Here is a 26,959-nt window from a genome sequence, read left to right as displayed (position 1 = left end):
CCGATCGAGGATCGGGACGAGCCGAGGAGGATGCATGGCGACAATTCGAACCCCCAGCCCGGCGACCACGGCGCCGGAGGTGAACCCACCCGGGTACAGCCGTCGACGTGCCCTCGCCGTCCTCGTGATGATCGTCTTCTTCATGATCATCAACTTCGGCGACAAGGCCGTGCTCGGTCTCGCGGCGGTACCGATCATGAACGAGTTCCGGATCGACCGCAGCATGTTCGGACTGATCGCCAGCTCGTTCTACCTGCTCTACAGCATCGCGGGCATCGTCGTCGGCTTCGTCTCCGCCCGGGTCTCCAGCCGGCTCCTGCTGTTCTCGATGGCCATGATGTGGACGGTCGCGCAGATTCCGGTGCTGCTGGTCGCCACGGTCCCGGCCCTGGTGGCGGGACGCGTGCTCCTCGGCGCCGCCGAGGGCCCGGCCACGCCGATGTCGATGCACGCCCTGTACAAGTGGTTCCCGGCGCACAAGCGCGGGTTGCCGTCGGCCCTGCAGATCAGCGGTGCCGCCCTGGGAGTCCTCATCGCCGCCCCCGTCCTGACGTGGCTCATCAGCGATCACGGATGGCGGGCCGCGTTCATCGCACTGGCCGTCGTGAGCGGGCTGTGGGGCATCGCCTGGCTCGCGATCGGCAAGGACGGACCGTTCGACCGCGACACCCGGCACGGGCACGGCGCCGCGGCCGGCCCGTCGGGCGCGGCCGGCAATCCGAAGATCTGGAAGATCCTGGTGAGCGGCACGTTCCTCGGCAGCGCGGCGAGCGCATTCGGTGGCCACTGGGCGATGGCGGTCAACTCGGCATGGCTCCCCGAATACCTGCACACCACAATGCAATTCGGTCCTGCGGACGTCGCCGGCGTGATCAGCGCGATCTCCGGCACGAGCCTCGTCCTGCTGCTCACCATCTCCCCGCTGTCCGACCTGCTTCTGCGCAGGGGACTGTCGGTGCGCTGGGCGCACGGGGCCTTGCAGGGCGTCGCCGTGACGATCGCGGGCCTCGCGATGGTGCTCGTCCCGCTCGCGGACGCGTCCGCAATCCGCCTCGTGCTCATCGTGATCGCGTTCAGCGGCTCGGCCGTCGCGTTCCCGCTCCACTACATGACGGCGGCTGCGGTCGTGCCGCCGGCCAAGCGCGGCGCCGTCTTCGGCATCCTCGCCGCCACCGGCACCCTGCCCGGGCTCGTCGCCCCGTACCTGACCGGCCGGATAGTCGACGGCGGCGCCACGGTCGTGGCCGGATACGGCACCGCGTTCACCCTCGCCGCCGTCGTCATGATCGCGTGCGGCGTGTATGCCATCGCAGCCATCCGTCCCGCCCACGATGCGCGTCGTCTGACCCGGGTCGGGACGACCGGCACCGCGGACGACGCCACGGCCGGTGCGGTGTGACCGCGCACCGCGGAATGGAAACGGCCCCGTCGATGCGCACCGGTCCGGATCTCACGTGGGCTCGTGGCCTGACCGATCCCGCCGACGTGCGCCGGTACCTGACGTCTCGCCGCGAGACGATGCCCACCCGGCGCGTGTGGCGCGGCCGCGGCGGCGTGTGGGAGTTGCCCGCCGCACCGACCGACCTGTCCGGGCTTCCCATCGAACGGCTCCGAGGACGGCCGGAGACCTTCAAGCGGATGCTGGAGACGTCCGACACCGACGGCATCGCGGTGGTGCATCGGGGCCACGTCGTCCACGAGTACCACCGGCCGGGCTTCGCGGCACACGATCCGCACCTGACCACCTCGATGACGAAGTCCGTCGTCGGCCTGGCAGCCGCGATTCTCGTGCACGACGGCGTCGTCGATCGGCGGCACCCGGCCTCGCGCTACGTACCCGAAGCGGCAGGCACCGCGTTCGGTGACGCACGCGTCGACGACCTGCTGCACATGAGCACCCGGGTGTCGTACAGCGGCCGGATCTACCACCGTCGCGCCGAGGCGCAGCGCCTGCTCGCCGCGGTGAGCCCGTCCGCGCGCCCCTTCGGATACACGGGGCCGGGCTCGATCCGCGAGCACCTGGCGACGGCCCGGACGACCGGTCCGGCCGGCGCGGAATTCCGTTACGAGAACGGGAATGTCGAAATGGTCGCGGAGGTGCTCCGCCGGGCCACCGGAACCACGCTCGCCGACCTCGTCGGCGAGCTGGTGTGGTCCCGCATCGGCGCCGAGGAGGACGGCTACTTCGTCCTCGATTCCGACGGCACCGAGATGGCGAGCGGCGGGTTCTGCGCCACGTTGCGCGACGTCGCCCGGCTCGGCGAGGTGCTGCGTTGCGGCGGTGCGCTGGGTGGCCGGCAGGCGCTGCCGGCCGCGGTGGTCACAGGCCTCGGGGCCCGCGTACCCACCGGTCCCGGCGCGCGTGTGCGGCCACCGAATGCGTCACCGGACTCACGGTCGACGCTGTCGTACCGCGACTACTGGTGGGTGCTCGACGACCCGTTCGGCTCCTACACGGCCACCGGAATCCACGGCCAGATGCTGTTCGTCTCACCGGGACTCGAGCTGGTGGTCGCTCTCTACGGGTCGCGCGTCGAGTCCCCGTCCGTTCCCGCACCCGCCTTCGTCCTGGCGTGCTATCAGATCGGAGCGCACCTCGGAGCGTTCGAACCCGTGCCCCCGCCGTGACTGTTCCCCCACGGCCCACCTCGGATCGATTCGTGCCGTGCGTTCGCCGCTGTCCTCACAGGGGGATAGTGCGCCTCGGAGGTCGACCGTTGCGCGTCGTCTCGGACAGCTCGTCGAGGGGGACGGAGTGCGGGGAGGCGAACGCGGCGTACTGGGCCTGTCGGCGGAGCCGAGCCGCCTCGTAACGATCTCGCGTGACGTCCGTATTCGGTGTGAAGGGGGGCACGGCAACGGGTTCGCCGGTGTCGTCCACGGCGACCATGGTGAAGTACGAGCTGTTGGTGTGGCGACGTGTTCCGTTTCGGATGTTCTCGGTGTCGACCCGGATCCCGATTTCCATCGAGGTCCGTCCGGTGTAGTTGACCGACGCCGAGAAGGTGACCAGTTCTCCGACGTGAATTGCGTCGCGGAAGAGAACCCGGTCGACGGAGAGGGTGACGACGTAGGTACCGGCGTAGCGGCTGGCGCAGGCGTAGGCGACCTGGTCGAGAAGTTCGAGGAGACTGCCGCCGTGGACGTTGCCGGAGAAGTTGGCCATGTCGGGGGTCATGAGCACCGTCATGCGCAGTGATGCGTTGCCGGAAGTCACAGCGATCCTCCAGGGTGGCCGGGCGAGCCGGAGGCCGAGCGCCGTTGCGCCCATCGCGGGGGACGACCGACGGTACTCGGGTCGACATGCCAGCCGGCCGGGATGCGGCACCAGACGAAAGCCCGGCACTGCGGGACCGGATGCAGAATCCAACGCCGATGCATGCTCACCCCCCACCCGTGGATGTCCTCTGATGGGGGCGAGGCGGCTCCGGATGGGGGCGAGGTCGACGCGAGCAGGGCGCGTGGGTGGAGGGGGAGCGGCACGGACCTGTCGGTGACGACGGCGGCTGCGCCCACTGCGACTGCGAGGTCTTCGATGCCGGGCCGGTCGGGTGCGACGAGCGGGACGAGGACTGCGTGCCCGGCCGAGTTGGCGTTGTCGATGACCGCCTCGCGGGTCCGGCGGTCCCCGATACAGACGAGAACGGCATCTCCGCAACCGACACCGGCCGCGGCGAGATGGTCGACGATGTGGTGCGGCGCGATGCCGTGCCGGGTGGATTCGGTCATGACCAGCTCCTGATCGGGCGTCGAGTGGGTGATGCGACGAGACACCGAGCGGCGTAGGAGGAGGGTCCACTACGCCGCTCGGCGGGTCCGGTCCCGTGGCCGGCGCGCGGTCTATGCGGTGGTGGCAGCGACCGGCGCAGGTGTGGCCGGGTGGGTGTGCAGGTAGTCGAACAGCTGGCGCAGCCCGAAGGACCATGCGGGCAGGGATTCTGTGGCCCCCACCTCGTTGATCAGCGCACCGAGATGTGCGCTACGGATGGTGACGACATCGCCGATCTTGTGGGTGAAGCCCTGCCCGGGCTCCTCGCGATCGGCGACAGGGGCGAAGAGCGTTCCGGTGAAGAGGGCGAAGCCGTCGGGGTACTGGTGGTGATCGCCCATTGTTGCGGCGACCAGTTCCTCGAACGGCCGGCTGATGCGGGCGAGGTTGTTGACGCCCTCCATCCTGAATCCGTCGGGACCGTCCACGCGAAGCCGGATCTCCTCGTTGCGGACCGTCTCAAGACCGAAGTCCCCGTCGAACAACCGGATGAAGGGACCGAGCGCACTCGAGGCGTTGTTGTCCTTCGCCTTTCCGAGCAGCAGGGCGCTGCGGCCCTCGACGTCGCGCAGGTTCACATCGTTGCCGAGCGTGGCGCCGGCCACGGTGCCGACCGAGTTCACGATCAGCACCAGTTCGGGCTCGGGATTGTTCCACGACGAGAACGACGGGATGCCGATCTTCGCTCCGACCCCGACCGAGGACAGCACCGGAGCCTTCGTGAAGACCTCGGGATCGGGACCGATCCCCACCTCCAGATACTGGGACCACAAACCCTCGTCGAGCAGGATCCGCTTGGTCGCGGCGGCCTCGGGTGAGCCCGGCCGCAAGGCGGCGATGCCGCCGCCGAGGGTTCGTCCGATCGAGGCCCGCACCTCGGCGGCGCGATCCGGGTTCCCGGCCGTGCGTTCTTCGATGATGCGCTCGATCATGCTCTCGACGAAGGTCACCCCACAGGCCTTCACGACCTGCAGGTCGATCGGGGCCAGGAGGTGCGGACGGGCCGGATCCTGCACGAGGGAGGCATCAATGAGATCGGAGACCTGCCAGCGGGGTGGCGACTGCGCCGTCACGCTGTCGACGTCGGCGAGGACGGTGGACGACTCGAGCAGTTCGGACACGGTTCCGGCGACTGCATGGAGATCGAAGACACCCCCGTCCCGCACGGCGACGACGCGGGGGCCGCCCGTCTCGACGTCCCACACGCGCCCGATCAATCGCGCCCGGTCGGCGTCCTCGGGCAGGACGTGAGCGTGTGTCATCGCTGCGCTCCCGGCCTTGCCGGACGGTGCCACTCGCCGTCGATCCGCTGTGCGATCCCCCACGGGTTCTCGTCCTGCAACGCCTCGGGCAGACGCGATGTGGGAAAGGACTGGTACGCGACCGGTCGGAGGAACCGGGAGATGGCGGCGGTGCCCACGGAGGTGGTCGTCGATGTCGTCGCGGGGTACGGTCCGCCGTGGTGCTGGGCGTAGCTGACGGTCACGCCTGTGGGCCAGCCGTTCCAGAGCACCCGACCGCTGATGTCGACGAGCACGGCGGCCAGTTCGGTGACGTCGTCGGCGGCTTCGGCCTGCACAGTCGTCGTGAGCTGGCCTTCCAGGAGGCGTGCCAGACCGACCAGTTCCGATTCACCGGCGTACTCGACGATCAGGCTCGCCGGCCCGAACATCTCCTGTCGCAGGAGTTCCGGATGTGCGCGTACGTTCGCGGCCGTGGTGCGCAGCACCATCGGCGACGGCATCGCCGCGAAGTCGCCTTCGACGAGTACCTCGACGCCGGCGGCGGCCCGGACCCGCGTCACCGCCTCGCGGTATCCGTCGTGGAGGCGATCGTTGAGGAGCACGGTCGGCTCGAAGCGGTCGAGGGCGTGCGCCAGCACAGCCGCAACGGATCCGGTGTCACCCGCCGGCACGAACAGCAGCCCCGGCTTGGTGCAGAACTGCCCCATGCCGAGAGTGAAGGACTGCGCGTAGCCGGTGAGAATGTCTTCGCGGCGGCTGTTCCACGCGTTCTCGGTGACGAACACCGCGTTGATTCCACCGAGTTCGCCGTAGAAGGGAATGGGCTCGGGGCGTGCCGCCGCGCGGTCGAACAGGGCGCGGCCGCCACCGGTCGAACCCGTGAAGCCGACAGCCTTGACCAGCGGGTGATCCACCAGCGCCTCTGCTGCGGGTCTGCCGGTCACGAGCCCGAAGAGACCGGCAGGGGCTCCGGCGGCCTCGAGTGCGGCGACCACGACGTCCGCGGTGCGTGCGGCGAGCTCGAGGTGCCCGTCGTGGGCCTTGTGGACGACAGCGCATCCGGCGGCCAGCGCCGAGGCGCTGTCGCCACCCATCACGCTGAACGCGAAGGGGAAGTTCGACGCACCGAAGACACCGACGACGCCCAGCGGCACTTTGACACGGCGGATGTCCGGCCGCGGCCCCATCCCCCACGAGTCGTCGGCATGGTCGATGACGGCGTCGAGATGCTCGCCGCGGCGGACCTCGTCGGCGAACAACCGGAGCTGGAAAGTACTGCGCCGTAGTTCGCCCTGAAGCCGGTCGAGCCCCAGACCGGTTTCCCGCGCAGCGATGTCGACCAGGGCCGGAGCGTCGCCCTCCAGCCCCTCGGCGACGGCCTCGAGCCAGCCGGCGCGGGTGTCCGGGGGGACCGTCCGGGCCTTCTGAAATGCCGCGTGGGCCGCTTCGACCTTCCGGTTCAGTTCCTCGACGGTCGTGTTCACGGCGCCACCTCCACTCCGGTCTTCGTGGTGGCCGCGCGTCCGTTCACCTCTCGCCAGCCGGGGCCGGCGGGAAAGACCCAGCGTTCGCGCGACGCGGCCAGCATCTCCGCGCCGATACCCGGCAGGGCCGGCGCGGCGTAACGTCCCCCGACGATCCGGACGGGTTCCGCGAAGTGCTCGTGCAGGTGGTCGACGTACTCGATCATGCGTCCCTCCTGGGAGCCACTGACGGCTGCGTAGTCGAAGAACGAGAAGTGCTGAACGAGTTCGCAGAGCCCGACTCCGCCGGCGTGCGGGCACACCGGCACCCCGAAGCGGGCGGCCAGCAACATGACGGCGATGTTCTCGTTCACTCCGGCAACGCGGGTGGAGTCCAGTTGGAGCACGTCGATGGCCTGGGCCTGCAGCAGCTGCTTGAAGACGATACGGTTCGCGACAGCCTCGCCGGTCGCGACCCGCGTCGGGGCGACACCCTTACGGATGTCGGCGTGGCCGAGGATGTCGTCGGTGCTGGTCGGCTCCTCGATCCAGTACGGGTCGAACTGCGCGAGCTCGTTCACCCGATCGATGGCCTCGGAGACCTCCCACCGTTGGTTGGCGTCGATCGCGATCGGCAGGTCACCGACGGCCTCGCGGGCGAGGGCCAGGCGACGAAGGTCGTCCTCGACGCTCCCGCCGACCTTGAGCTTGATCATGGAGAAGCCGTCGGCGGCTGCCTCCTTGCTGAGACGCACGAGCTTCTCGTCGCTGTATCCCAGCCACCCCGGTGACGTCGTGTAAGCGGGGTAGCCGCCGGCCTGGAGTGCGGCGATGCGGTCCGCCTTGCCGATGCTGCCGCGCTGGAGGAGGTCGAGGGCCCGAGCCGGATCGAGGGAGTCGCGGATGTGCGTGAAGTCGACGACGTCGACGATCTCCTCCGGGGACATGGTGCTCAGCAGCAACCAGAGCGGCTTGCCTTCGCGACGGGCCCGAATATCCCACAGCGCGTTGATCAGAGCGCCGCAGGCCATCTGGCTGACGCCCTTCTCCGGGCCCAGCCACCGCAGTTGCGAGTCGTGGACGAGACGTTTGGATGCGGCGCCGAGATCGAAGATCAGTTCCTCGGTGTTCCGGCCGATCAGCAGCTGGGCGTAGGTGTCGATGGCATGGGTGACGACATCGTTGCCCCGACCACAGGTGAAGACGAAGCCGTGCCCTTCGTCGCCGGCATCCGTGCGGATCGTGACATAGGCGGCCGAATAGTCCGGGTCGACGTTGACCGCATCCGAACCGTCCAGTTCCAGCGACGTCGGGAACCGGACATCGTCGGTCGTGATGGAGACGAGGTGAGACATGGCACTCACTTCCGTGAATCGTATAGGAATCGCCGCAATCATATAGGCAGTGTGGCCCGCGTCAAGCCGCCGGAGATGGATCGGTCACCCCGCCGGGGCCCGAGAGGGGCCCCGAGGCTGGTCGACGGCGAAGAGGACCGGGGCGTATACAGTCGGCATGTCCGAGCGCCCGCCACCTGCCGCACCGCCACAGCGGGCCGAGAAGTGGAGAGAGATGGTCATGGCCCGGCGCGATACGTCCGACGCCCCGAGAGTTCAGCCGAAAGTAGCTGCCGGCGAGGTCTATTCGAAGCTGCGGGACTCCATCGTGGCCAGCGAGATTCCGCCGGGCACCCGAATGAACATCGATGCCATCGCGCGCGACCTGGGCGTCTCACAGACGCCGGTCCGAGAAGCGTTGCAGCGGCTCGAGGGGGACAACCTGGTCGTCTACAGCCCCGGCCGCGGGTACAGCACCACCCCCCTGCTCGACCTTCCCGAACTCCGATCCCTCTTCGAGTTCCGACTGCTCGTCGAGCCCTGGGCAGCACGATCCGCGGCAGTGGATCGGCTCACGAACCCGAGCAGGGCCCTGGACCGGGAGCTCGAATCCTTCGAGCGCCGCGTCGAAGAGGGCGGCGACCTGCGTCAGGACCTCGTCGCCCACGACACCCGCTTCCACGACACCATCCTCGGTGCGGCCGGCAACCCAGTGGTCCAGCACGCATTCGTCCAGACCCACTGCCACCTGCACATCTTCCGGCTCTATCCCGCGGACGTCGACGGGTCGGTCACCGTCGCCGAACACCGGCAGATCTGGGATGCCATCCGTGCCTGCGAGCCGCAGACCGCCGAGCAGGCCATGGCCGACCACATTCGCAACTCCTTCACGCGATTCGCGCAGGCCTTCGACGGCAACATGCCACCCCTGGATGCCTCCGAGACCGCACGGACGCAGAAGGCGCACATCGTCGGTTAGCGCGACGTCCCAGGGGAGACGAGGTCGGACGCCGACGATCGAGGCGTTTCCTCGACGCGTCGATTCCGCCGGCGCCCTTTCGCGACCGGAACGGGAAGCTCCGAGGTGCCGGGTTGCCCCTCCCTGGCCCGCTTGACAGTGACGGCAGTCACCTGATTCCATGTGGCCTATACGATCGCCGGTGTTCCTATACGATCCCGTGCCGCGATCGACCTCACCCCACCTGCCTCATGTTCGAGGATTCGAGGAAACAATGGTCATGTCAGGGAGAACCCCCATGAGTACTGCAGTAGGAAGTGACTCCGAAGTGAAAGCACCTCGGACCATGACTCGAATGCGATGGGCCATCATCTGGCTCGCATTCGTCGGCCTCAGTATCAACTACCTCGACCGGTCGAGCCTGAGCGTCGCGCTGCCGTTCATGGGCGAGGATTTCCATCTCACCGCCACCCAGCAGGGCATGATCTTCGCGGCTTTCTTCTGGGCCTACGATGTGTGCCAGCTCGCCGCCGGCTGGTATGTCGACAAGGTCGGCCCCCGGCGATCGTTCACCATCGCCGCCCTCTGGTGGTCGGTCTGCACCATGGCCACATCCTTCGCGCGGGGATTCGGTTCGCTCTTCGCGGTCCGTTTCCTGCTCGGAGTGGGTGAGAGCCCGGCACCGAGTACGTCCGCCAAGGTGGTCGCCACCTGGTTCCCGAAGAGCGAGCGCGCCTTCGCTACGAGCATCTGGGACTCCGGCTCGCGCGTCGGCGCGGTGATCGCCCTTCCGATCGTCACGCTCATCATCTCCTTCACCACCTGGCACGGCGTCTTCATCATCATCGGCGCTCTGGGTGTCGTATGGGCCTTCGCCTGGTGGAAGATCTATCGGGCCCCTCAGGATCACCCGCGGGTCGGTACCGCCGAACTCGCGCATATCGAGAGCGGCGGCGCACGCGGTGCCGGCAGTGACGACGCGGACGCCGCGAAGCTACCCTGGCGGTCGCTGTTCCGGTACCGCACCATCCTGAGCATGATGTTCGGCTTCTTCTGCCTGAACAGCGCGATCTACTTCTTCATCACCTTCTTCCCCAGCTACCTCGTCAGCGAGAGGGGATTCGATCTCCTGAAGCTCGGAATGTTCGGCGCGCTGCCGGGTGTGTGCGCGGTGGCGTGCGGATGGCTCGGTGGATTCGCCGCCGACCGCGCGGTACGTCGGGGACACTCGGTCACCCGGGTTCGCAAGACCCAGATCGCCGGAGGCCTGGTCGGCGGATCGGTCATCATGTTCGCCGCAGTCGTCCCCGAGGCGTGGATGGCGTTGGCGCTCTTGTCTCTTGCGTACTCCAGCCTGACCGTCGCCGCTACCGGAATCTGGTCGCTTCCGGCGGACGTCGCACCCAGTTCGAAGCATGTCGGGTCGATCGGCGGAATCCAGAACTTCGCGTCGAATCTCGCGGGTATCTTCACGCCGCTCGTCATCGGCGTCCTCGTCGACAGCACCGGATCCTACGTCGCCCCGCTCGCGGTGATCGGCGCAGTGGCACTGCTGGGGGCAGCAAACTACTTGTTCGTCATGGGGAGGGTGGAACCACTGAAGGTCAAGGAGCCCCTGGCGCTTCAGCACTGATCGGAGATCTGCACCGGGCAGCTCTCACACGTCGGCTCCGATGAAAGCGAGATCCCACGACCGTCGGTCGTGGGGTCTCGCTTTCGCGTGGCGAAACCTGCAAGAAGCCGAGAGCCGGGACGTCGTCGGCACAGGGGACGCGGGGAGGCGCGGCCACGACAGTGTCCCCGATGCCGCGTTGTTCGAGTCGCGGCGACGGACGAGTCGGGCCAACCGCGCCCGTCAGCCCTCGCGTTCGAAGGTGACGAGCAGCCCCTCGACCCCGCCCGGGCCGACGCGGCCCTTGATCTCGGCGGAGGTGATGGCCTTCAGGCGCCACCCCTGCCGGGCGTGCTCGTTGAGCAGATCCTCGAGCTTGTCACCGGACATCTTCCCGCCGAGCATCTTCTCGCGGACCTCGACAACCTTGTACGAGTACATCGCATTCCTCATGTCGTGGCGATCGGGAATCAGCGGGAGCGCCGACCTTTCGTATCCTACCCGCGCCCGCGCGGCGCGAGCCGGGCTCGACGACCGAAGGACGGATCCACCCGAGCCCGGCTGCCAGCAAGTTCCCAGCATCCGTCCGGTGTTTCCCGAGCTTCCCTTCGTAGCGTGAACCCCACCGAACCGAGCCGAGAGGACACCGCAATGAGTTCACGCCGGGCGCGTCGCGTTCCGACCGACCCCGAACTCCACGAGCACGACCTGGGCCTGGCCCACGACATCAGGACGATGCTGTCGCGCCGGCGGATGCTGGCCGTCTTCGGCGCGGCCGGCACCGCGGCCCTCGCTGCGTGCTCGACGGGCGGGTCGACGTCCACCTCGGCATCCGCGTCGGCCACCACCACCGCCGCTTCGACGACCTCCGCGACCGCCGCGGGCGAGTGCGTCGCCGCCGCACCACAGGAGACGGCCGGCCCGTACCCCGGCGACGGATCGAACGGGCCCAACGTCCTGATCGAGTCGGGAATCGTCCGCAAGGACATCACCACCAGCTTCGGTGACTACACCGGTACCGCCGAGGGCGTGCCGACCACCATCACCCTGCACCTGCAGGATCTCGCCGCCGGCTGCAGCCCCGGCCAGGGCATGGCCGTCTACCTGTGGCACTGCGACCGCGACGGGCAGTACTCCCTCTACAGCGACGGACTGACGGACCAGAACTACCTGCGCGGCGTGCAGGTCGCCGACGCCGACGGCACCGTCTCGTTCACCTCGATCTTCCCGGCCTGCTACTCGGGGCGCTGGCCGCACATCCACTTCGAGGTGCACGACTCCCTCGAGGTCGCCGTCGCCGGCGACAACGCGCGGCTGACCTCGCAGATCGCCCTCCCCCAGGACATGTGCGAGACGGTGTACGCCGGCGCCGACGGATACGCGCAGAGCACCCGCAACCTGGCGCAGATCAGCCTCGACTCCGACAACGTCTTCGGCGACGGCTGGGACGCCGAACTCGCGACCGTCACCGGCAGCATCGACACCGGCTACGCCGTCGATATCACGGTCGGTGTCGCCGAGAAGTCGGCGAACGTCCAGTCCGATGCGCCGCCGCAGGGCGGGATGGGAGGCGGCCCCGCCGGCCGCCCGGCAGGTCCGCCGCCCGGGCAGTGACGGTCGCTCACTCCACCTTCGTCAGCGACCGCACTGCACCCTCGGACGCACGGCAGTCTTGCCGTCGACGCGCCCGGTTACTTCTTTCCCCCGGGGTTTCTCACGAGCTTCTTGTTGGCAAACTCGTTGAAGCCGAACCGGGCCAGCGATGCCGGACTCCCTCGTCGTCGCGCTGCCCGACACCCACCCGCTGGCCGGCGCGCGCCGGTTGTCGATTGCCCAGCTTGCCGCGGAAAGCTTCGTCTCCCTCCCGCCGCACGAGGGTGCGGTGCTTCCCGACCGGTTGCGGCGGCTCGCGCACGCGGGCGGGTTCGTCGCCGACGTCGTCCAGGTCGCCCCCGATACGCAGACCGCCCTGGCGCTGGTCAGCGCCGAGGTCGGGTGCCACCTGACGTTGGCGTCCGTGGCGAGCAACGTCACCGATCCCCATGTCGTCTTCGTTCCGCTCGACGAGTCGACCCCCGACGTCGACCTACGCGTGGCGTGGCGGCGTGACGACACCAATCCCGCGCTGCACGTGGTGCTGAAGGTGGTGCTCGGGTTCGCCGATGCGGCGAACGGCTGAGGACCGGAAGACCCCGAGCGGCCGCACCGGGCTCGGCGCGATCAACGATGTCGGTGAGGGTGAGTCGATGAAGGCCATGGCCGAGGGCATCACCCTCGGTCGTCGCGTCTCCACCGGTGAGGACGTGGCAGCCTTCGTCTTCTACCTGGCCGGCCCCCGACTCGAACTACATGACGGGCCAATCCGTGCTCATCGACGGCGGCATGCTGTTCGTCCGAGATCCCGACGACGACCCGCTCACCGCCTCGCGGTGCGCGGCGCCGCCGGACCGGTTGCGCCGTCGAACAACCCACAACCGGTCCGACGAAGGGCGCGAGAGAACCGCAGCGCGCATGATGCAACGGCCGCTACTCGCCGGCCAGATCGGCGGAGAGGTCGGAGACATGGACGCCGTCCGGGATCCGGACCTCCTCGACCGGTTCGGGTCTGTCGTCGAACTCGAGCTTCAGCGCGCGGCAGATCGTAGCGTGCATGTCGTACATGCACGTGATGTAGGTGAGTTCCATGATCTCCTGGTCGGACAGGTGAGCCCGGAGCAGGGCGAACACCTCGTCGGGCACCCGGCCGCCACCGAGGACGAGCCCGTCCGTGTAGGCGAGCACGGCGCGCTCGAGCTCCGAGAACCGGTCGCTGATCTGCCAGTGCGGGAGGGCAGCGATCTTCTCTTCGGACATCCCGAGAGAACGCATCTGCTTGCAGTGCTGGGAGAACACGAACTGGCTCCCGCGCGCGTACCCGGCCCTGCCCTGACCGAGCTCGCGCAGCAGCGGGTCGAGACCTGCGTTGCGGTACAACGCGAAGCCCCGTACGGCATGCCGGAACACGGCCGGAGACTGTGCGAACACCGTCCACCAGTCGCCCGGCGTGGCATGAATGGTGCCGTGGTCGACGGCGGGGTCCTTGTCGGCGCCGAACAGCCGGTCGTAGAAGAAGAGGATCTTTTCGTCGGTCACCTCGGCACGAGGGACTTCACGGAGGCGGGGCATGTCGATTGTCCTTTCGGCCGTCGGTCAGGAGGCGCCGGTCGTGCGGCGGTCGGCCGCGGTCTTCGGCTCGTGCACGACGTCTTCCGGAGTGAACTCGCGCGTCCAGCAGGCAAATTCGAGGAGGACGCCGTCCGGATCCTGGAAGTAGAACGATCGGACGAAGGTGCCGTCGTGCACCTCCTTGGCTACGCCGGACGGGCTGTCGTCGTGGTTGAGGACGCGGCTGACCTCGACACCGTCCGCTTGCAGCCGTGCGCGGTACTCGCCGAACAGTTCCGGTGGGACAGCGAAGGCCACGTGGTTCATCGATCCGACCGCACTGGCGAGTTCCCCCTCGTCGGGGCGGCCCTTCGGCGCCGCAACGCCGGGGGCGGCATCGGGTGCGTCCTCGAGCCAGAAGAACGCGAGGGTGTTGCCTCCCCCGCAGTCGAAGAAGAAGTGCTGGCCGAGTCCCCCGGGCAGCTCGACCGTCTTCACCAGGGGCATGCCGAGGGTTCCCGAGTAGAAGTCGATCGTCCGCTTCATGTCGGAGCAGACGAGGGCGAGGTGATTGATCCCGCGGAGTTCGAACTTCGAATTCGATGTGGTCACTGCAATCCTTTCGGGCACTGATTCGGAGAAATCCGGGCAGGAAACGGAGAGAATCAGAGAACAAGGGGTACGAGATGACTTGACAGTCATGTCACCTTCGGGGATAGTCTGACCGTGGCCAAGTCATCTGTCAACACCCCGTCCGTACCCGCGCCGGTCGAGACCCTCACGGCGCGGGGGCGGAAGACTCGTGACGCCCTGCTCGACGCGGCGCGCACCGTATTCGAGACCGTCGGATTCCCCGACACCCGGGTCGAGCAGATCACCCAGGAGGCCAACGTCGCTTATGGCACCTTCTATCGGTATTTCGAGTCGAAGGAACACATCTTCCGCGAACTGAGCACCCGCCTGTTCGAGGATGTACACCGCCGCGAACCGACCGATCCCGACCTGTCCCCCGCGGCACGGCTCGTCGCGGCGAATCGCTCGTACTACAAGGCCTATCGGCGCAATGCACGGCTGATGGCGATCGTCGAGCAGGTCGCGACCATCAACGACGAGTTCCGGGAATTGCGCCACGAGCACCGCTCCCAGCTCATCGAACGGACTTCCCGGGCGATCGCCCGCTGGCAACAGGAGGGACTCGTCCGGCAGTCGCTCGACCCGATACTCGCCGCCCGCGCGATGTCCGCGATGGTCGATCACACCCTCTACCTCTGGCTGATCCAGGGGGAGGCGGCGGACGAAGAGGCACTGCTGAGCACCCTCGACCAGATGTGCCTGGGCGCCCTGGGACTGGAATCCGATTCCCCCTGACATACCATCCGCAGCACCGAGGAGAACCACCTTCGCATGTTGGATCTCGCAGACCGATTCTTCGCCGCCGTCCGAGCCGGTGACGTGGAAACACTGACAAACCTGTATGCGCCGGACGCGCGCATCTGGCACAACGACGACGGCCGCGAGCAGACCGTCGAGGAGAACCTGCGCGTGTTGCGCTGGCTCACCCGCACGCTCGAGGACTTCCGTTACGAGGACGTCCGCCGCGACGCGGTTCCGGACGGCTTCGTACAGCAGCACGTGGTGCGCGGGGCCCTGCCGGGACACGGTCCGCTCGAAGTTCCTGCCGCACTGTTCGTCCGGGTCGTGGACGGACGGATCACCCGCATCGACGAGTACGTCGACTCCGCCGCCATCCGACCGCTGCACGAGACGACCGACACGACAACGAAGGGAAACGGGGCATGACCACCAATCATCCCGAGGGCCACATCGCAGACCTGTGCGCCCGCATGCGCTCGTTCATCGACAACCAGGTGATTCCTGCCGAGCCGGTCCTCGCGCGCGAGGACGACGACGCCCGCAAGGCACTCGATCAGCTGCGCACGCAGGCAAAAGAGCTCGGTCTGTGGGCCTTGGGCCACCCGGCGGACGTCGGGGGTGGTGGTGTGCAGTTCCTCGATTTCGTATACCTCAACGAAATCATCGGCCGGTCCGAGTTCGGGCAGCTCGCCGTCGGGTCCGTGTCCATGCAGGACACCTTGATGCTGCGCAAGCACGGCACCGAGGAACAGCGGGAACGATGGATCCCGCCGCTCGTCGCCGGCGAGTTCCTGCCCTCGGTGGGACTCACGGAGCCGGAGGTCGCCGGCTCCGATCCGACCCTGATCACCACCCGCGCGGAGCTCGACGGGGACACCTGGGTCATCAACGGGCACAAGTGGTTCACGACGGGAGTCAAAGACGCGGGCTACTGCACCGTCTTCGCGCGCACCGAGCCCGAGGACGTGCCCCGCCACTCCCGGATCAGCGCGATCATCGTTCCGACCGACACCCCCGGTTTCGAGATCCTCCGCTCGATCCCGACGATGGGCCACGATCCCAGCGACCACTACGAGGTCCGTCTCTCCGACGTGCGGGTGCCTGCCGAGAACCTGCTCGGCGAGCGCGGCAAGGGGTTTGCCGTCGCGCAGGACCGCCTCGGACCCGGGCGCATCTTCCACGGCATGCGCTGGCTCGGTCAGGCGCAGCGGGCCTACGAGCTCATGTGCGAGCGGGCCAACACCCGCTACGTGCACGGTTCTCTCCTGGCAGAGAAGGGCGAGGTCCACCGGTACATAGCGGAATCCGCCGCGCAGATCCACGCTGCCCGGCTGATGACACTCGATGCCGCCCGCGCGATGGACTCCGGCGACGATGCACGCATCCGGATCGGGCTCGTCAAGTTCTGGTGTGCACGGATGCTGCACGACGTCGTCGACCGCGCCATCCAGGTGCACGGAGCGCTCGGGCTGACCGCCGACACGCCGTTGGAGCGGATGTATCGGCAGGCCCGGTACGCCCGCATCTACGACGGCCCCGACGAGGTCCACCGCATGTCCACAGCTCGCAAACTGTTGCGCGACCCGGGCGCGGCGCCGTGGCTGTGACCGAGGCTTCCTCGTCACTGGGTGACGGGATCCGAGCAATCCTCATCGAGGTGCGCGGCGAGAACGTCTCGGTCGGCGAACCCCGACAGCTGACCGGCGGCGCGAGCCGCGAGGTGTGGTCGGCGCAGGCAACCGATGCCGCGGGCAACCCCCTGCCCGTAGTCCTCAGGCGTGATCCCCCCGGGCACGGCGACGCACAGCGGATGCGCGCGGAGACGGCATGCCTGCGCGCCGCCGCCGCCGCCGGTGTGCCGGTACCCGCTGTCCTTGCCAGCGGTGACACCGCCCCCGGCATCGATGCCCCCTTCCTGCTGATGGAAAGAGTGGCCGGCGAGTCGATTCCCCGGAAGATCCAACGGGATCCGGCGCTCGCCGAAATGCGGGAGCGGCTGGCCGAGAAGATGGGATTCGTGCTGGGACAGATCCACAGCAGCGCTGTCGGAGCCCTCACGATGCTCGACACCAGAGACCCGATCGACGTGCTCGAGTCCGTCTATCGGGCTCTCGACGACCCGCGCCCTGCGGTCGAAATCGGGCTGCGGTGGCTTCGGGACCATCGGCCTTCGCGCCGACCGGCCACTCTCGTGCACGGCGACTTCCGCCTCGGCAACCTTCTGGTCGACGACACCGGAATCCGGGGCGTCCTCGACTGGGAGCTCGCCCATCTGGGCGATCCGATCGAGGACCTCGGATGGCTTTGCGTCCGGGCATGGCGGTTCGGTGCCGAACTCCCGGTCGCCGGTGTGGGGACCCGCGAGCAGTTGCTCGACGGCTACGAGAAGGCGACGGGTGAGCGGCCTTCGACGGCAGAGCTGCACTGGTGGGAGACCTACGGCACCCTGCGGTGGCTGGTGCTCAGCCGGTTCCAGGCGCAGCGGCATTTCGGCGGCGCCGAGCGCTCGCTCGAACTCGCCGCGATCGGCCGCCGGGTCTGCGAATCCGAATACGACCTGCTCCTGATCCTCGATCTGCTCGACGACGAGCCACCGGCGGCACCTGCTCCGCCGGCCGAGTCGCTGCACGACCGCCCGAGCCTGGCCGAGATTCTCGAGCTCGTCTCCTGGACGCTCACCGACGAAATCGGTCCGGCACTCGACCGGACGCAGGACCGGGAGCGCTACCTGCTGCGGATCTGCGTCAACCTCCTGGGCACGGCGCGTCGGGAACTCGACTCCGGCGACAGCACCGTGCTCGGGGACCTGTTGACCGAAGTCGGCTGCGCCACCGAGGCCGAGCTCGCAACCGCGCTTCACCGGGGAACGCTCTCGTACACCGACCCCCTTGTGCGTCGAGCCGTCTCGACAGCGGTCCTGGCCCGTCTGCGCGTCGCCAATCCACGCCACCTCACCACGTGATCGAAAGCGATTCCATGTCAGATTTTCTCGGATCACCGACCCCTACCAGACCACGGCTGCGCCAACTGCTGGACAGCGCGGCACCGGTCCTGGCGCCGGGGGCCTACGACAGCCTGTCCGCGCGCCTGGTCGAGGCCGCCGGGTTCGATGCGGCGTACATGACCGGCTTCGGCACCTCTGCGAGTCTGCTCGGTCGCCCCGACGTCGGATTGCTCACCGCTACGGAGATGACCGACAACGCCCGCCGCATGGCTGCTGCCGTCGACGTCCCGTTGATCGCCGATGCCGATACCGGGTACGGCAACCCTCTCAACGTCATTCGCACCGTCCGCGACTACGAGAGGGCCGGCGTCGCGGCCATCCAGCTCGAGGATCAGGTCGCTCCCAAGCGATGCGGCCACATGGAGGGCAAGGCGGTCGTCCCGGTCACCGACATGGTGGCCAAGCTGGAGGCGGCCGTCGCGGCCCGCACCGATCCGGACCTCCTGATCATCGCTCGGACCGACGCCGCGGCCGTCGACGGGCTGGACGCGGCAATCGATCGCGCCCTGCACTACGCGGACGCCGGCGCCGACCTGTTGTTCGTGGAGGCTCCGGCCAGCATCGACGAGGTGCGTGCGGTGGCGACCCGGTTGAAGGGACATCGCCTGGTGTTCAACTGGGTAGAAGGCGGGCGCACTCCGCCGGTGCCGCTGGATGTGCTGGGCGAGCTGGGATTCGCTCTTGTGCTGTTCCCGATCGGCGCGCTGCTGGCCGCTACGAGGTCGATCCAGGACTTCCTGGCCACGATCGTGCGCGACGGGACCCCGGCGGCGGCGTTGTCGCGCCTGCCCTCCTTCGACGAGTTCACCGGGTTCATCGGACTGTCCGAGGTGAACGAACTCGGTTCCCGTTTCGCCGATCGCTGAGCCGGAAGGGTCCGCCTGGCCACATGGCCAGGCGGGCTTTTTCGGTACCGATCGCACCGGGCGACAGCCGGAGACCACTAACACCGCAGCGACGGACGGGCACCCTAGATCCTGATCGAGGGTGCCCGTCCGTCGCCGGTCGTGGTCCGGGCAGTTCAGCCGGTGGCCACCGGTTCCAATTCCAGTCCCGGGTCCTTTGTGCCCTCGGACCGTCCCCCGTCGCTGCGACGACCCGGGATGCATGCCACGAGCGGCGCGAGCCCCCACCGCACCAGACTGATCAAGCCGTAGGGCAGTACGAAGATGAACAGGATCAACGCAGCGCCGTAGGTGATGCCGGCCGCCGACTGGTTGAGTTCAGCAGTCCACTGCGGGACGTAGACGACGAAGAAGGCGCCGAACACGACACCGGGCACGGTACCGAGACCTCCGACCACGATCATGGTGATGAACGCGATCGCCAGCGGCAGCCCGAAGGCCTCCGGACCGACGTACTGGACGACGAAGCTGTAGAGCACCCCGCCGACGCCGGCGAGTGCGGCACTGAGGGCGAACACGGTGGTCTTCGTCCGGGTGGCCGGCATACCGAGGGTCGTCGCCACGGCCTCGTAGTCACGGATCGCGATCAGCGATCGCCCGATGCGGCCGGTGGAGAGCCGGCGCACCACGAGATAGGTCAGCGCGGCGACGAGCAGGCACAGGTAGTACACCCACTGGTCGCGATCGAGACCGGAGGATACGGGTGCCTCGGCCGCGGTGACGTTGATGCCCGCCTGACCGTCGGTCACGTGCTCGAAGCGTTTGATCACGGCGGGGGTCACCAGTGCGAGACCCAGTGTGGCGAGCGCCAACTGGAGGCCGTGGAGCCGCAGCGCCGGCAGCCCGAACAGGTACCCGCCCACATAGCAGACCGCGAAGGCGAGCGGGAGCACCACCGGATAGGCGACACCATGGTTCTCGATCAGCACCGCACTGAGATACGCGCCCACGGCGAAGAAGAAGCCATGGCCCAGGGAGATCTGACCGGTGTTGCCTGTCAGCAGATTCAGGCCGAGTCCGACCACGACGTACACGAGGACCATGGAACGGTCGAAGTTGACGTACGGCGCCGAGACGAGCGGTGCGACCGCGGCGAGGACGAGCACCACCGCAACGGTGGTACGGCGGAGCCACACCGGTGCGTCGAGTTCGGCGCGGGGGCGGCGGAGCATATCGAGGACTTTCATACCCGCGCCACCTTCCGCGCACCGAAGAGACCTTCCGGCCTGAAGAGCAACACCCCCAGGATGAGGACCAGTGCCACGGCTTGCTTGAAGTCGTGGCCGATCCACTCGATGTACGTACCGGCGAGGTTCTCCGCGACACCGACGCACAATCCGCCGACGAGGGCGCCGACCGGACTGTCCAATCCGCCGAGAACGGCGGCAGCGAATGCGTAGATCAGCGACGCGACGAGCATGTTCGGCTGGAGGAACAATTGCGGGGCCGCGAGCGACGCCGCGAGCGCGCCGATCGCCGCCGCCAATCCCCAGCCGATCATCAGCATGCGACCTACCGGAATACCCACCAGCTCAGCGGAATCCGGATTTCCGGCGGCCGCCCGCATCGCGAGGCCGACACGGGTACGCTGGAACAGGAGGAACAGCAGCGCCGCGACAACCACGACCGCGCCGACGATCACGAGGGACTGCCGCGAGACTGCCACCGTCCCCAGCGTCACCACCGGTCCGGACACCGTCGACGGAAATTCCCTGCTCTGCACACCCCAGATCCAGCCGGCCGCGCTGTTGAGGACCAGCATCAGTCCGAGAGTGATGATGACGAGCGGCATGTGGTTCGGCGAGCCCGCCAGCGGCCGGATCAGCACCCGCTCGGTGACGGCGCCCATGAGGAACGCTACCGCCATCGCCCCGAGGATCGCGACATACAGCGGCGCACCCCACTGGTGGAACTGCCACGCGAAGAACGCCGCGAACATCGCCATCTCCCCCTGCGCGAAGTTCACGATCCCGGAGGCCCGGTAGACGAGGACGATGCTCAATGCGAACGCACCGTACAGTGCGCCCCACGTGAGCCCGTCTACCAATTGTTGAAGAAAGACGTGCATGACTCACTCCTGTGCTCAGTAGCCGAGGTAGGCGCGTCGCACCGACTCGTCGTGTGCGAGACCGGCGGCGGGACGCTGGGCGACGATGCGACCGGCGTCGACGAGCACCGCGGACGACCCGATGTCGAGGGCCAGGTGCGCGTTCTGCTCGACGACGAGAATTGTCGTCCCCGTCTCCGCATTGATGCGGCTCAGCGCACGGAACACCTCCTGGGTGATGCGGGGGGCCAGGCCGAGGGACGGCTCGTCGAGCAGCAGCAGCCGTGGTGCGGCGACGAGGGCCCGGGCGATGGCGAGCATCTGCTGCTCGCCGCCACTGAGTCCGCCGGCCTGCTGCCGACGCCGCTCCCGCAGCCGGGGGAAGAAGTCGTACCACTGCTCGATCGCCCGGTCGGTGTCGGCGACGGCGGCCGCGTACCCTCCGATGCGGAGGTTCTCCTCGACCGTCAGGTCGCCGAAGGTGCCGCGGCCCTGCGGAACGTGCGCGATCCCGAGACGCGCGATCCTGTCGGTGCGCATGCCTGCGATGTCCCGGCCGCCGAATTCGATCCGGCCACGAGTGCGGACCATGCCGCACAGCGCCCGCAAGATGGTGGTCTTGCCGGCACCGTTCGCGCCGAGCACCACCGTCACCGCGCCCTTCTCGGCTTGAAATTCGATGCCGTGCAGAACTTCTGCACTTCCGTACCAGGCGAAAAGCCCCTCGACGCTCAGCAGGCTCACGCCGCACCCCCCAGGTACGCCTCGACGACCTCGGGGTGCGCGGCCACGTCGGCCGGAAGCCCCTCCGTGATCTTCTGCCCGAAGTTCAGCACGACGACGCGGTCCGAGATCGACATCACCATCGCCATGTGGTGCTCGACCAGCAGCACCGAGAATCCTCGTTCGTCACGCAGTTGCCGGACGGTCTCGGCGAGTTCGAGCACCTCCTCGTGGATGAGGCCGTTCGCGGGTTCGTCCAGCATCAGCAACTTCGGACGCTGCATCAGCGCCCGCGCGAGTTCGATCCGTTTCAGCGTCCCGTACGGAAGGGTGCCCGCCGGTTCGCGACCGACCCGGGCGAGGTTCATCGACTCGAGCAGTGCCCATGCCTCGTCGCGCTCGCGTCGCTCCTCACGTCCGGTCATCGGCAGACCCAGCGCGGCCCCGAGAAACCCGGTCCGGGTACGCGAGTACGCACCGGTCAGCACGTTGTCCACAACCGACATCGTGGGGAACAACCCGATGTTCTGGAACGTTCGGGCGATACCGACATCCGCGACCCCGTCCGCCGACAGCGACAGCAGATCCTTGTCCCCGAAGGCGATTCGTCCCGATTCCGGCTGGTACAGCCTGCTGATGCAGTTGAACAGTGTCGTCTTTCCCGCCCCGTTCGGACCGATCAACCCGACGATGTGGCCGGGCTCGATCGTGAACGAGGGACCGTCGAGCGCGACGACGCCGCCGAACCGGAGCCGGACCTCCTCCACGACCAGGGCGGGAACCGCGCCGTCGTCGCCGGCGTCCGGTACGGACGTCATCGCTCGGTGCTGCGGGTGACCGCAGCGTCGTAGTGCCACCTGCCGTCGCGGAACGTCATCGGCGCCATCGAGGTGATCGCGTAGGGATAGTCCGGCGTGGTGTCGAAGGTGATTCCCTCGATCGCGAGGTCGGTGGTCACACCCCGCATGTTCTGCACCGCGTCGAGCAGGTCGGCCCGCGTGCAGCCGTCCATCTGCTTCAGGGCGGTCACCAGCAGCTGGGCGGAGTTGTAGCCGGTCGCCGCGATGGTGTCGGTGGTCTTGATCTTCCCGGAGTTGCGTTCGGCGAATTCCCGCCATTTCTGCACACCGGGCTTGGCGTCGTGATCGGTGCTGCTGACGTCGTAGATCCAGTAGAAGGAGTGGACGCCCTCGGCGGCGTCCGGACCGGCGGGGGCGAGGACGAAGTTGGTGTCGGTGGCGCCCGAGTAGATGTAGGTGTCGGGTTTCCATCCGAGTTCGTGCGCCTTCTTCAGCGACTGGGTCACGAAGCTCGCCGTCGCAAAGTTGACGAAGACGTCGGCGCCGGAGTTCGCGAGGTTGACCACCTGCGAGTCGACGGACGGCGTCGTCTGCTCGTAGGCCTGCTGTGCGACGACCGCGGTACCGCTGCCGTCGAGTGCGGACTTCAGGGCGTCGAGGCTTCCGTTGCCGAGGCTGTCGTTCGGGTACAGCACCGCGATCTTCGCCTGTGGATGGTCGCGCAGGATGATCTCGGCACGCTCCGAGACCTCCCATCGTGTCTGCGGGTTCACCGCTCCGGCCACGACAGGGCGCTGCTCGTGCGTGGCCAGCAGTTCGTCGGTGCCGGTCATCGGGAACACGAGCGGAACGTTCTTCTGCGTCAGGTAGTCCACGACGGCGAGCGTCGAGGCGGTGCCGATCAGATTCTGGATCGCGAAGACCTGTTCCTGTTCGACCAGTGAGCGGACGTTGCCGACGGTGCGTGCAGGGTCGTATCCGTCGTCCATCGCGATGTACTCGATCTTGCGGGTCTTCCCGTCACCCATGGTGACCCCGCCCGCGGCGTTGATCTCGTCGAACAGCGCGGTTGCGGCGACCGCTTGAGGTCCCGCGACGGACTGCATGAGGCTTGTTCCGAAGCGGATCTCGGTGTCGGTGATTCCGGGATCGCAGTCACCCGCCGAAGTGGCGGTGTCCCGGCCGGAACAGGCTGCCAGGGCGGCGGTGGTGCACAGGGCAGTAAGGCCCACGGCAAGAGTACGTTTCATGGTCGCTCCGTGTGTCGAGAGGTGCGCAGGGCAGGACAGAAGTGTGGCTCGGGGCGGCGGGCCGGACTGGGAGGCTTGTGCTAGACGAGTGTTCGGGTGGCGAAGCGCTCGCGAAGATCGCGCTTGAGGATCTTGCCGCTGACGTTCTTCGGGAGGGCGTCGACGAATTCGACGCGCCTCGGCACCTGGAATCCGCCGAGGTGCTCTCGGCACGTCGCGATGATCTCGTCCGCGGTAGCGGTGGAGCCGGAGCGCAGAGCAACAATGGCGCAGACGATTTCGCCCCACGTCTCGTCCTTGACGCCGATCGCGGCCGCCTCGGCCACCGCCGGATGACTGTACAGGGCCTGTTCCACCGTGAGAGAAGCGATGTTCTCGCCACCACTGATGATCAGGTCCTTCTTGCGGTCCACGATGTAGACGAATCCTTCGGCGTCCCGTCGCACCAGATCACCGGTGTGGAACCAGCCGTCGGTGAACGCGGCGTCCGTCGTGTCGGTGTCGTTCCAGTAGCCGGCCATCACCTGGTCGCCACGGACGACCATTTCGCCGATCTCTCCGACCGGAACGTCCCGAAGCTCGTCGTCCACGATTCGAATATCCGCCAAACGCATCGGCTTTCCGGCTGCCGCAAGGAGGTTGGACTCCCCGTTCGCGGCGCGCCGATGCGCCTGCTGGTCGAGGTGCAGCACATTTCCGGCCAGCTCGGTCATGCCCATACCCTGATAGAAGTCACAACCGAGGCGGTCGAGTCCCTCCCGCAGTACGGGAGCGGGAATCGCCGACGAACCGTACCCGATCGCCTCCAGCGTGCCGAGGTCGTGCGCGTCGAGCGCCGGATCCTGCAGCAGGAAGTTGATCATCGTGGGCGCCAGGCCGGTCTGGGTGACCTTCCACTGCTGGACCAGCCGGAGGAAGGTGGCATTGTCGTAGGCGCGGATGATCCCGACCGTGGCACCCATCAGGTGGTTCAGGAGCGTCACGTAACCGCCGACGTGGCAGAGCGGGAAGCAGAACAGGAAGACGGTGTCCTCCGGCAGCGCCCACTGGAGGGCCGAGGAGGTTATGCCGGTGAGGAGGTTGCGGTGGCTGAGCATCACACCCTTCGGCACCCCGGTCGTGCCGCTGGTGTAGACGATCCATGCGATGTCGTCAGGACGCGGACGCACCTTCGGTTCCGTCGCGGGCGCGCCGGCGACGAACGCGTCCCATGACAAGAACGCCGCATCGGCGTCGGCGTCGCCGATCACGACGGCGGTATGCACCGACGTGATCCGGTCGCGGATACTCGCGACCATCTCGGCGAAGTCCTCGGAGACTACGAGGACCGCGGCGCCCGAGTGCTCGACGAGCGCCGCGATCTGCTCGGGATGCAGCCGGAAGTTCAGGATCGTCAACGCCATGCCCGCCATGGGCACGCCGTAGTAGCAGTCGAAGTACTCGGTGCGGTTCGTGGAGAGGATCGCGACGCGGTCGCCGGGGTCCGCGACGCCGAGGAGTGCGTTCGCGAGGCGGCGGCTGCGGTCGCGCAGCTGGCCGTAGCCGACCGTCTCGTCTTCGAAGCGCAGGGCGATTCGATCGGGATGCTTGCGTGCGCTGTACTCGACGATGTCGCTGAGCAGCATTCGGTTCTCCTTGGCGTGATGAAATGGGCGGTATCGGGTCGGTTCGGCCGAGCGGGAGGATTCCGGCTGCCAGTCGTGTCAACGGATGGCGAGAGGGTTGATCGGGGAACCGACTGCCCGGGTGAACTGCAACGGCGGCCCCGTGTAGAAGAAGTCGTAGATGCCGTCGGCGGCGCATGCCTTCGAGAGTTCTTCGAAGTCGAGCATCTCGGCGAGCGTCATGCCCATGTCTCGGATCAGCACCATGTGCAGTTCGAAGAGGGCGCCCGGGTTCTCCCCGGGTATCACCTCGACGGCCCAGTTGTCGGCACCTACGACCGCCACGTCCCGGTCGCGCAGCCACTGTGCGCACGACAGGCTCAGCCCCGGCTCTCCCGCCATGTACGCGGCCGAATCGGACTCCGCGAGAAACTTGGCGTGCCAACCGGTTCGGATCAGGAGGATGTCGCCCGGCCCGACCTCGACGCCCTGCGCTTCCACGACGGCATCGAGTTCCTCGGGTGTGATCGCGGTTCCCGACTCGAGCCATGGGAGACCCCGATGCCGGGCGACGTCGAGGAGCACGCCGCGGCCCGCGATGCCCTTGGCCTGGGTGTGGATGCCGCACTTGTCGGCGCCCTTGACGGTGACGCCGTCGCCGGGATGCCCGTTGTACAGCTGCTCGTCGTAGTGGACGTGCGCGAGGGAGTCGTACTGCGACCCGGCTTGCAGCGGCATGAAGACGTAGTCGTCGGCCCACTTGAAACCGCCCGGCAACACCTGCTCCTGCCCGTTCTCGGACATCAGACGGATCGGGTTGATCCGGCTTCCGCCCGGCTGCGGACCGTTGCCGTCGAGCGGGATGCCCAGTTCGAAGATCTGTCCGGTTCGGATCAGCCGTGCCGCGTCCCTGACCCGCTCGGGGGTGATGAGGTTGGTCGTGCCGCGCTCGTCGTCGGCGCCCCACCGCCCCCAATTCCGTACCTTTCGTCCGAGTTCACGCATGTCAGGAACGGCGGCGGTCATCGATATCTCCTCTGGACAGTGAAACGCGTCGGACATGCAGTATGACGTGACAGTCATGTCAACTGCGCTCAGATTGTGTTCCACAACACTCGGAGTGTCAACACCCGGCCGGACATCATCGGACGATGGCGACCACTGGTGGTCGGATGCAGCGTCGGCTCGATGAGCGGATACCGACGCGCCGCCGAACTTCGTCGCACCCCAGGTGAGTACGTCGCGGTCCTCATCGTCCGCCCTGGAACGGAGGTCCTGGAACAGTGCAGTCGGGGCGCCGAAAACGCTTCCGGCACCGCTGCCCTGTGGGACGGCGTAGGCCCCGCCGAGTGCCTCAGTGCCGGGACCTGGATCAAGAACACTCCTCTCCGTTCCACGCCACCTGTTGACCGACGCAGTGCCCGACCTCGACTCGGCTCTCATGCGGACACTTCCGGACTCTCCGAATCCGAAACTGTTGACCGCATGGCCGGACGTGTCGATGCGGCACCTCGACGCCGACGGAGCGCACACCGCCGGCGCATGGCGCTCGATCTCCTCCGCTCGGCGATTGCACGAACCCGCGGCGACGCCGGCGACTCCCGCCAAGTAATCCTGAAGGAGGTCAGCTGATGAGCCCGCCGACAGAGCTGCCCGGCGGCGACGCGGGACGGGGAAACCATTATCTGTACGCCCGAACGCCCTGGGGTAGCACCATCGAACTCGTCA

The 26,959-nt window shown here is 67.7% G+C and carries 26 protein-coding genes; 11 read left to right on the top strand and 15 right to left on the bottom strand.

The features are described from left to right. The first annotated feature begins 34 nt into the window (after positions 1-34). Positions 35-1,399, top strand: a complete 1,365-nt coding sequence (locus OCS65_RS06620; protein ID WP_029545849.1) for an MFS transporter — start codon at positions 35-37, stop codon at positions 1,397-1,399. A gap of 32 nt (positions 1,400-1,431) precedes the next feature. Next, the gene (locus OCS65_RS06615; RefSeq protein ID WP_043798717.1) at positions 1,432-2,628 is read left to right on the top strand and encodes a serine hydrolase domain-containing protein; all 1,197 of its coding nucleotides are present in this window, start codon (positions 1,432-1,434) and stop codon (positions 2,626-2,628) included. A 55-nt stretch (positions 2,629-2,683) separates the two neighbouring features. Here OCS65_RS06615 and OCS65_RS06610 read toward each other — a convergent pair whose 3' ends face one another. The 5 genes from OCS65_RS06610 to OCS65_RS06590 form a co-directional block, all read right to left on the bottom strand. Continuing rightward, the gene (locus OCS65_RS06610; protein ID WP_051446021.1) at positions 2,684-3,190 is read right to left on the bottom strand and encodes an acyl-CoA thioesterase; all 507 of its coding nucleotides are present in this window, start codon (positions 3,188-3,190) and stop codon (positions 2,684-2,686) included. Between the two features lie 23 nt (positions 3,191-3,213). Further along, positions 3,214-3,729 (bottom strand): hypothetical protein, encoded by a 516-nt coding sequence (locus OCS65_RS06605; protein WP_043798488.1) that lies wholly within the window; start codon positions 3,727-3,729, stop codon positions 3,214-3,216. 111 nt (positions 3,730-3,840) lie between these two features. Continuing rightward, positions 3,841-5,031 carry a fumarylacetoacetate hydrolase family protein gene (locus tag OCS65_RS06600; RefSeq protein ID WP_043798719.1) on the bottom strand — a complete coding sequence of 397 codons (1,191 nt, stop codon included), beginning with the start codon at positions 5,029-5,031 and terminating at the stop codon, positions 3,841-3,843. After that, positions 5,028-6,497: an aldehyde dehydrogenase (NADP(+)) gene (locus OCS65_RS06595; RefSeq protein ID WP_043798490.1), complete on the bottom strand. Its 1,470-nt coding sequence runs from the start codon at positions 6,495-6,497 to the stop codon at positions 5,028-5,030. The genes OCS65_RS06600 and OCS65_RS06595 overlap by 4 nt, the downstream gene beginning before the upstream one ends. Next, positions 6,494-7,831, bottom strand: a complete 1,338-nt coding sequence (locus OCS65_RS06590) for an enolase C-terminal domain-like protein (protein WP_043798501.1) — start codon at positions 7,829-7,831, stop codon at positions 6,494-6,496. The genes OCS65_RS06595 and OCS65_RS06590 overlap by 4 nt, the downstream gene beginning before the upstream one ends. A 157-nt stretch (positions 7,832-7,988) precedes the next feature. On the opposite strand from OCS65_RS06590, the gene OCS65_RS06585 reads away from it, so the two are divergent. Further along, positions 7,989-8,789, top strand: a complete 801-nt coding sequence (locus OCS65_RS06585) for a GntR family transcriptional regulator (RefSeq protein ID WP_231385949.1) — start codon at positions 7,989-7,991, stop codon at positions 8,787-8,789. 199 nt (positions 8,790-8,988) lie between these two features. Beyond that, positions 8,989-10,401: an MFS transporter gene (locus OCS65_RS06580; RefSeq protein WP_231385950.1), complete on the top strand. Its 1,413-nt coding sequence runs from the start codon at positions 8,989-8,991 to the stop codon at positions 10,399-10,401. A gap of 222 nt (positions 10,402-10,623) precedes the next feature. Here OCS65_RS06580 and OCS65_RS06575 read toward each other — a convergent pair whose 3' ends face one another. After that, a complete protein-coding gene (locus OCS65_RS06575; RefSeq protein WP_006935226.1) occupies positions 10,624-10,821 on the bottom strand; it encodes a DUF4177 domain-containing protein in 198 nt (65 codons plus the stop codon). Between the two features lie 210 nt (positions 10,822-11,031). On the opposite strand from OCS65_RS06575, the gene OCS65_RS06570 reads away from it, so the two are divergent. Then, complete coding sequence (locus OCS65_RS06570) at positions 11,032-11,994, top strand: intradiol ring-cleavage dioxygenase (protein ID WP_043798503.1); 963 nt, start codon at positions 11,032-11,034, stop codon at positions 11,992-11,994. A gap of 148 nt (positions 11,995-12,142) precedes the next feature. Then, the gene (locus tag OCS65_RS06565) at positions 12,143-12,559 is read left to right on the top strand and encodes a LysR family substrate-binding domain-containing protein (RefSeq protein ID WP_006935224.1); all 417 of its coding nucleotides are present in this window, start codon (positions 12,143-12,145) and stop codon (positions 12,557-12,559) included. Positions 12,560-12,906: 347 nt separating this feature from the next. Here the strand turns inward: OCS65_RS06565 and OCS65_RS06560 are convergent, their stop codons facing one another. Together OCS65_RS06560 and OCS65_RS06555 are read right to left on the bottom strand one after the other, a co-directional pair. Continuing rightward, positions 12,907-13,545 (bottom strand): carboxymuconolactone decarboxylase family protein, encoded by a 639-nt coding sequence (locus OCS65_RS06560; RefSeq protein ID WP_006935223.1) that lies wholly within the window; start codon positions 13,543-13,545, stop codon positions 12,907-12,909. A gap of 24 nt (positions 13,546-13,569) precedes the next feature. After that, positions 13,570-14,136 carry a VOC family protein gene (locus tag OCS65_RS06555; protein ID WP_006935222.1) on the bottom strand — a complete coding sequence of 189 codons (567 nt, stop codon included), beginning with the start codon at positions 14,134-14,136 and terminating at the stop codon, positions 13,570-13,572. Positions 14,137-14,250: 114 nt separating this feature from the next. Here OCS65_RS06555 and OCS65_RS06550 point away from each other — a divergent pair, with 114 nt between their 5' ends. Genes OCS65_RS06550 through OCS65_RS06530 form a run of 5 tightly spaced genes read left to right on the top strand, consistent with a single transcriptional unit; the run spans position 14,251 to position 18,768 of the window. Next, the gene (locus tag OCS65_RS06550) at positions 14,251-14,892 is read left to right on the top strand and encodes a TetR/AcrR family transcriptional regulator (RefSeq protein WP_043798504.1); all 642 of its coding nucleotides are present in this window, start codon (positions 14,251-14,253) and stop codon (positions 14,890-14,892) included. Between the two features lie 36 nt (positions 14,893-14,928). Next, the gene (locus tag OCS65_RS06545; protein ID WP_029545863.1) at positions 14,929-15,324 is read left to right on the top strand and encodes a nuclear transport factor 2 family protein; all 396 of its coding nucleotides are present in this window, start codon (positions 14,929-14,931) and stop codon (positions 15,322-15,324) included. Next, positions 15,321-16,505, top strand: a complete 1,185-nt coding sequence (locus OCS65_RS06540; protein ID WP_029545865.1) for an acyl-CoA dehydrogenase family protein — start codon at positions 15,321-15,323, stop codon at positions 16,503-16,505. Before OCS65_RS06545 ends, OCS65_RS06540 begins: the two co-directional genes overlap by 4 nt. Beyond that, positions 16,502-17,860: a phosphotransferase family protein gene (locus OCS65_RS06535; protein WP_043798508.1), complete on the top strand. Its 1,359-nt coding sequence runs from the start codon at positions 16,502-16,504 to the stop codon at positions 17,858-17,860. The genes OCS65_RS06540 and OCS65_RS06535 overlap by 4 nt, the downstream gene beginning before the upstream one ends. Positions 17,861-17,874: 14 nt before the next feature. Beyond that, entirely contained in the window at positions 17,875-18,768 is an 894-nt protein-coding gene (locus tag OCS65_RS06530) for an isocitrate lyase/PEP mutase family protein (RefSeq protein ID WP_006935216.1), read from the top strand. A gap of 155 nt (positions 18,769-18,923) precedes the next feature. Here the strand turns inward: OCS65_RS06530 and OCS65_RS06525 are convergent, their stop codons facing one another. The 7 genes from OCS65_RS06525 to OCS65_RS06495 form a co-directional block, all read right to left on the bottom strand. Continuing rightward, positions 18,924-19,994, bottom strand: coding sequence for a branched-chain amino acid ABC transporter permease (locus tag OCS65_RS06525; RefSeq protein WP_006935215.1), 1,071 nt, complete (start codon positions 19,992-19,994; stop codon positions 18,924-18,926). Further along, entirely contained in the window at positions 19,991-20,875 is an 885-nt protein-coding gene (locus OCS65_RS06520; RefSeq protein WP_006935206.1) for a branched-chain amino acid ABC transporter permease, read from the bottom strand. The genes OCS65_RS06525 and OCS65_RS06520 overlap by 4 nt, the downstream gene beginning before the upstream one ends. 15 nt (positions 20,876-20,890) lie before the next feature. Further along, a complete protein-coding gene (locus tag OCS65_RS06515) occupies positions 20,891-21,598 on the bottom strand; it encodes an ABC transporter ATP-binding protein (RefSeq protein WP_263509218.1) in 708 nt (235 codons plus the stop codon). Beyond that, positions 21,595-22,395 (bottom strand): ABC transporter ATP-binding protein, encoded by an 801-nt coding sequence (locus tag OCS65_RS06510; protein ID WP_006935204.1) that lies wholly within the window; start codon positions 22,393-22,395, stop codon positions 21,595-21,597. The genes OCS65_RS06515 and OCS65_RS06510 overlap by 4 nt, the downstream gene beginning before the upstream one ends. Further along, positions 22,392-23,627 (bottom strand): ABC transporter substrate-binding protein, encoded by a 1,236-nt coding sequence (locus tag OCS65_RS06505; RefSeq protein WP_043798515.1) that lies wholly within the window; start codon positions 23,625-23,627, stop codon positions 22,392-22,394. The genes OCS65_RS06510 and OCS65_RS06505 overlap by 4 nt, the downstream gene beginning before the upstream one ends. 80 nt (positions 23,628-23,707) lie before the next feature. Then, positions 23,708-25,252, bottom strand: a complete 1,545-nt coding sequence (locus tag OCS65_RS06500) for a long-chain-fatty-acid--CoA ligase (RefSeq protein WP_102800479.1) — start codon at positions 25,250-25,252, stop codon at positions 23,708-23,710. Positions 25,253-25,330: 78 nt separating this feature from the next. Continuing rightward, positions 25,331-26,257: a cyclase family protein gene (locus OCS65_RS06495; RefSeq protein ID WP_006935201.1), complete on the bottom strand. Its 927-nt coding sequence runs from the start codon at positions 26,255-26,257 to the stop codon at positions 25,331-25,333. Positions 26,258-26,959 lie beyond the last annotated feature (702 nt).

Origin of the sequence: Rhodococcus aetherivorans (assembly GCF_025722975.1) — a bacterium.
In the GTDB taxonomy this organism is placed as follows: domain Bacteria; phylum Actinomycetota; class Actinomycetes; order Mycobacteriales; family Mycobacteriaceae; genus Rhodococcus; species Rhodococcus aetherivorans.
Note: the sequence above shows the minus strand (reverse complement) of the source record. Positions and strands in the feature narration are given on the sequence as shown.